Genomic DNA, 4576 nt, shown 5'->3' with positions numbered 1-4576 from the left:
CTGCCCGGCATTCTGTGCGCGACTTCCGGCCTGACCCGGTGCCGAGCCAGGTCCTCGACGCGATCCTTGACGATGCCCGCCAGGCTCCGAGCTGGTCGAACACACGGCCCTTCATGGTGGCGCTGGCCACCGGTGAGCGGGCGGACCGCCTGCGCTCGGCCTACATCGCCGAGTTCGATGTCACCCTGCCCTTCCAACACAAGGAGCCCGGCGCCATGGCCCGCCTGGTCCGGAGCGGCAAGGCGCCCGACGGCGACTACCGCACCTGGGCGCCCTATCCCGCGGAGCTGCTGCCCCACTCCCAGGCCGTCGGCGGCCGGTTGTACGCGCACATGGGTATCGCCCGCAAGGACCGGGAGACCCGCGACGCGGCCGCCCGGCGCAACTGCGAGGCCTTCGGCGCGCCAGTCATCGGCTTCGTCCTTATCCACAAGGGCTTCATGCCCTTCGCCGCGCTCGACGCCGGGCTCATGCTTCAGACCCTGTTCCTGTCCGCCAAGGCCCACGGCGTCGACTCCTGCCCCCTGGGGGTCCTGGCCACCTGGCGCCGCCCCTTCGACGCCGAGTTCGAGGCTCCGGCCGACTACCACCTCATCACGGGCTTCGCTCTGGGCTACGCCTCCGACGCCCCGGTCAACGACTTTCGGGCCGAGCGGCGGGCCGTGCGCCTGGTGCCGACCCGTTCATGACCCGGGGCGGGCCGTCACCAACCACGCTGCTCGACGGCGCCGCCGGGCGGCGCCAGCTGGGCGGGACGATGAGCCCGCGCCGGTGGACCGCCGCCAGCACGGCCAGACCCGCCACCGTGCACAGCACGATCGCAACGATGGAGCCCTCGATCCCCATGGCCCCGCCGGTGAGCAGGTCGGAGCCGGTGAAGCGGGCCTCGATGAGTCCACGTCCCAGCCCGGTGCCGGAGACATCGGAGCCGAAGATGCCTCCCTGGACGAAGTTCCAGGCGATGTGAACCCCGATCGCCAGCCACAGGCGCCGGGTGAGCAGGTAGCAGGCACCCAGCAGAATGCCCGCCTCCACGATGATCGCCACTGCACCAAAAGCAGTGGCATGAGAGTTGCCGAGGTGAGCGGCACCGAAGAGCACCGAGGTGATGACCAGCGCCCACCAGGTCCCCAGCCAGCCCTCAATGAGGCGCAGCAGGATCCCTCGGAACAGGATCTCCTCGGTGAATCCGGCGGAGATCCCGGCTCCCAGTCCCCCGAGGATCCCCGCACTCCAGCCGATGTCCACAACATGGTAGGAACCCGCCAGGGCCAGGACGGCAATGACGGCGCACATGAGCAGCGCGCCAACACCCAGACCGACACCGAGCTCGCGCAGCGCCGCCCCGCGACCGCCCAGCTCGATCACCGGCCGCCCACCGGCATAGCGCACCAGCAACCAGTACCCGATCACGACGATGGGAGCGCCCACAACAGCCATGATCAAGGTGGCGTCCGGCCTGAGGAACACCACAGCGCCATGGTCATTGAGCCGCGCGGAACCGGTGATCAGTACCAGGAACATGGAGGCCGTCTGAGCACCGAGGAAGAGCAGAACGCCCATCACGAGCTGGATCCAGCTGAACCGCTCCGCCTTCCGCGGAGGGACACACCATTGGGGACTGACCGGAACGAGTCGGTCCAGGATGCCAGCGGGCCGGGATCCAGGCACGGGCGCCCGGGAGGAAACGGGAGTGCTCATGGCCCAATGTTTCCTCCCCCAGGCGTGATGCGCCTCCTCCTGGAGGACCAGATAATGTCGCAAAAGGAAGGTTTGAGGGCGATCGAGCCGTGACAAGATGTTCGATTCGTTGTGGACGCCCCCTAGGCCTCGACTACTGACGTCGTGGGCGCAGTCCGCGAGCCCTCATGTGCATTCACGAGAACACCCGAGCCCGACAGAGTCTCGCAACTAATGCCCGCCCGGAACCTGTGGGAGGCCACTGCCGGACCAAGGTGCTCAGATCCTGGCCACGGGGGCGTAGCGCAGGATGAGGCGCTTGGTGGTGGGGTCACCGTCGATGACGAACTCGACGCGGGCGGTCAGGGAGCGTCCCTTGCCCTCCAGGCCGACGACGGTGCCCACCCCGTAGGAGTCGTGGCGCACCTGGTCGCCGGCTCGCAGCCCGGACACGGCAGCGGGCAGGTCCTCCGAGGCGGCGGTACCCCCGGCCGGCGAGGCCGCGTTCTGTTTGCCGCGGGCCTCGAGGCGGGCGGAGGCGCGCTTGGCGGCCCGGTCCCGGGCGGTCTCGACGCGCCCCAACTTGCCCGAGCGCTTGGCACCTCCCCCCACGGGCGGAGCGAAGTCATCATCGTCGGAGTAGGCGCCGGAGTGGGAGCCCTGCCGGGAGGCGCCCGAGCCGAAGCCGCCCTCGCCCCAGCTGCTGCCCCAGCCGGTGCCCCCGCCGCGCAGCGCCTCCATGGAGGAGGTCAGGCGCTTCCAGTCGATGGTCTCGTCCGGCACGTCGTCGAGGAAGCGGGAGGCGGGCATGGCGTTGGCGGCGCCCCAGGCCGAGCGCACGGCGGCGCGGGTGAGGTAGAGGCGCTCGCGGGCGCGGGTGAGGGCCACGTAGGCCAGGCGCCGTTCCTCGGCGAGCTCGGTCTCCTCTGCCAGGGAGCGGGTGTGGGGGAAGGTGCCGTCCTCCATGCCGGTGACGAAGACGACCGGGAACTCCAGGCCCTTGGCGGTGTGGACGGTCATGAGGGTGATCTGGCCCTGTTCCTCGGCCCGCCTGGCGTCCTCGTCCTCCAGGTCGGCGCTGGGCGGGAGCTGGTCGGAGTCGGCCACGAGCGAGACGCGCTCGAGGAAGTCGGCCAGGGTGCCGTCGGGGTTGGCGGCCTGGAAGTCGCTGGCCACGGAGTGGAGCTCGGCGAGGTTCTCCACGCGGGTGGCGTCCTGGGGGTCGTCGCTGGCGCGAAGCTCGGCGAGGTAGCCGGAGGCGTCCAGGGCGGAGTCGAGGACGTCGGCGACGCCGTCACCGGCGGTGACCATGTGGCGCAGGGTGGTGAGCAGCTCGTGGAAGCCGCGGACCTGGTTGCGGGCCCGGGTGGTCAGGCCCTCGACCTCGGGCGGCTCGCCGGCCTCGGCGATGGACGGCTGCCCGTCTGCGCTGTCAGCGCCCGCGGCCCCGCCCGACTCCTCAGCCCGCGCCTCGCGGGGGGCTCCGGCGGCGTCGGCGACGGCCTGCCCGAAGGAGACGGCGTAGCGGGCGGCGTGCTCGGCCAGGGCGCCCTCGGCCTTGTCCCCCAGGCCGCGCTTGGGGACGTTGAGGATACGGCGCAGGTTGACGTCGTCGTCGGGGTTGTCGACGGCGCGCAGGTAGGCGATGGCGTCCTTGATCTCGCGGCGGTCGTAGAAGCGGGTGCCGCCGATGACCTTGTAGGGCTGGCCGGCGCGCATGAAGGCCTCTTCGAGGGCGCGGGACTGGGCGTTGGTGCGGTAGAAGACGGCGACGTCGCGGGGACGCACGCCGTGCTCGTCGGCCAGGCGGTCGACCTCCTGGCTGATCCAGCGGGCCTCGTCGTGCTCGGAGTCGGCGACGTAGCCGGTGATGGGGGCGCCGTCGCCGGCGGCGGTCCACAGGTTCTTCTCACGCCGGCCGCTGTTGCGGGAGATGACGGCGTTGGCGGCCGAGAGGATGTTCTGGGTGGAGCGGTAGTTCTGCTCCAGCAGGATGGTGCGCGCCGTCGGGTAGTCCTTCTCGAACTCCTCGATGTTGCGGATGGTGGCACCGCGGAAGGCGTAGATGGACTGGTCGGAGTCGCCGACGACAGTGAGCTCTCCCGGAGGCGGGGCCGAGCCCGCCCCGGAGGTGCCGGGCCCGCCGACGAGCTCGCGCACGAGGACGTACTGGGCGTGGTTGGTGTCCTGGTACTCGTCGACCAGGATGTGGCGGAAGCGGCGCCGGTACATCTCGGCCACGGCCGGCCGGGTCTGGAGCAGGGCGACGGTGCGCATGATGATGTCGTCGAAGTCCAGGGCGTTGGCGGCGCTCAGGCGTTCGGCGTAGGCGCGGTAGACCTCGGCGAGGTGGCGCTCGAGGGGGTTGGAGGTCACGGCCCGCTCGGCGAACTGGGCCGGGGTGATGAGCTCGTTCTTGAGGTCGGAGATGCGGTGGGCGAAGGTCTTGGGGGTGAAGCGCTTGGGGTCGATGCCCAGCTCGCGCACGATGAGGGTGATGAGGCGGGTGGAGTCGGCGGCGTCGTAGATGGAGAAGGTGGAGCGCAGGCCGGCGGCCTCGTGCTCGCGGCGCAGGATGCGCACGCAGGCGGAGTGGAAGGTGGAGACCCACATGCGCTCACCGGCGGGACCGACCAGGGCGGTGACGCGTTCGCGCATCTCGGCGGCGGCCTTGTTGGTGAAGGTGATGGCCAGGATCTCGCCGGGGCGGGCGCGGCCGGTGGCGATGAGGTGGGCGATGCGGTGGGTGAGGACCCGGGTCTTGCCCGAGCCCGCGCCGGCAATGATGAGCAGAGGCGTGCCGGCGTGGGTGACGGCGGCCTCCTGGGCGGGGTTGAGGCCGGAGATCAGCTCGGCCGGGTCTGAGACCGTCACGCCCCAGGCCGGGCCGGAGACG

Annotated in this window: 3 protein-coding genes; 1 reads left to right on the top strand and 2 read right to left on the bottom strand. The window is 71.0% G+C overall.

The window, feature by feature from the left end; translation table 11 throughout:
* The coding region (locus RWR81_RS12465) for a nitroreductase (RefSeq protein WP_314458045.1) at positions 1-689 on the top strand (689 nt) is incomplete at its 5' end.
* Here the strand turns inward: RWR81_RS12465 and RWR81_RS12460 are convergent.
* Positions 634-1701, bottom strand: coding sequence for a CPBP family intramembrane glutamic endopeptidase (locus RWR81_RS12460; protein WP_314458044.1), 1068 nt, complete (start codon positions 1699-1701; stop codon positions 634-636). The genes RWR81_RS12465 and RWR81_RS12460 overlap by 56 nt on opposite strands.
* A 258-nt stretch (positions 1702-1959) precedes the next feature.
* On the bottom strand, positions 1960-4576 hold a 2617-nt coding region (locus RWR81_RS12455), incomplete at its 5' end, for a UvrD-helicase domain-containing protein (protein WP_314458043.1).

This window comes from uncultured Actinomyces sp. (assembly GCF_963526355.1).
Lineage (GTDB): Bacteria > Actinomycetota > Actinomycetes > Actinomycetales > Actinomycetaceae > Actinomyces.
Note: the sequence above shows the minus strand (reverse complement) of the source record. Positions and strands in the feature narration are given on the sequence as shown.

Bases quoted from the DNA above. Each gene is read 5' to 3' on its own strand.
- RWR81_RS12460 (WP_314458044.1), bottom strand. From the start codon at position 1,701: ATGAGCACTCCCGTTTCCTCCCGGGCGCCCGTGCCTGGATCCCGGCCC.